This is a genomic window from Corynebacterium phocae, from assembly GCF_008693075.1.
In the GTDB taxonomy this organism is placed as follows: Bacteria; Actinomycetota; Actinomycetes; order Mycobacteriales; family Mycobacteriaceae; genus Corynebacterium; species Corynebacterium phocae.
Genome location: NZ_VXKJ01000013.1, coordinates 1 through 1,441, shown reverse-complemented (window position 1 = coordinate 1,441; position 1,441 = coordinate 1). Strand labels below are relative to the sequence as shown.

Below are 1,441 nucleotides of genomic sequence, written 5' to 3'. Positions count from 1 at the left end.
AAGAGGGTGTCGGAGAATTTGTGTATGAGGGTCGGACCTCATTTACAAAGGAGTATGCGCAACAATGAGTGTTGTGTCTAAGAAAAATCGTAACGACGCTGAGCGCGTCGCAGAGATCAGCCGAAAGCTGATGGAAAATCCTGAAATGGCCGAAGTAATCCAAGAGTTGGGTCGGTCTGCTACTGACGCCAATGACCTTGCTCGTGGTTTGCTGCAGGCGTTTATTAACGCCGGGCTGAATGCCGAGCTGGATGCCCACCTTGGGTATGAGCACGGCGACCGGTCTGCCAAGGCCGTTGAAGAGCAACCTAATAGCCGCAACGGCTTCTATCCTAAAACGGTGTCATCTACTTTTGGCCCTGTTGACATCAGTGTTCCCCGGGATCGAAACGGTACCTTCATTCCCCAGATGGTCCCGCGCGGCGCACGCCGTCTGACAGACCTCGATGACATGATTATCAGCCTCTATGCCGGCGGAATGACCACACGTGACATCGAGTACCACCTGAAATCGACCATTGGAGTGCAACTATCACCAGATACCATCAGTGCGGTTACTGATGCGGTACTCGATGAGGTTCTGGCGTGGCAAAACCGCCAACTGGATGAGTTCTATCCGGTTATCTTCCTCGATGCTCTACAGGTGAAAATTCGCGATGGTGGGCGAGTGACCAACAAAGCTGTCTACATGGCAGTTGGTGTGGATATGGACGGTATCAAGCACATTCTAGGATTGTGGGTATCTGCCAACGAAGGAGCTGCATTCTGGTCCACCGTCTGCGCTGAAATCGCCAACCGCGGGGTTAGGGACGTCTTCATTGTCTGCTGTGATGGCCTTAAAGGGCTGCCAGAGGCCGTGGAAGCAACCTGGCCCAATTCGATGGTACAGACCTGCGTAGTGCACCTGATTCGAGCTGCTAACAGGTGGGTATCCCACAAAGACCGTAAAGAAGTCTCAGCCCATCTGCGGTCTATCTACACTGCTGCAAATGCAGAAGAAGCCCTGACGAAGTTGGAGAAATTCGAAGCCAGTGAGCTTGGACAACGCTACCCCCAATCGGTCAAGGTGTGGCGCGACGCCTGGGACAGGTTCATCCCATTCCTGCAGTTCCCACCCATGGCCAGAAAGGTAATCTACACCACCAATTCGATCGAGTCGATGAACAATGAGCTGCGGAAAGCCACCAGAAACCGAGGGCATTTCCCATCTGATTCCTCAGCCATCAAGACCCTTTGGCTGATGATCTGTAACATTGAAGACCGTCGGGCTAACCGACGGGCAAAGGAAGGAAAGAAAGCAGCATCCTCGGCCAAGCGCCTCGTTGAAGGCACCAGAACAACCAACTGGAACCAAGCCATCAATCAGCTCGCTGTAGCCTACCCAGACCGATTCGCCCCATATCTATAAATCAGCCCCATACACAAATTTGCTGACACCCTC

1 protein-coding gene is annotated in these 1,441 nt (G+C 52.9%); it reads left to right on the top strand.

Features of this window, described 5'->3' with window-relative positions:
- Window positions 1-64: 64 nt before the first annotated feature.
- Window positions 65-1,408, top strand: a complete 1,344-nt coding sequence (locus F4V58_RS01020) for an IS256 family transposase (protein ID WP_075732600.1) — start codon at window positions 65-67, stop codon at window positions 1,406-1,408.
- Window positions 1,409-1,441: the final 33 nt, after the last annotated feature.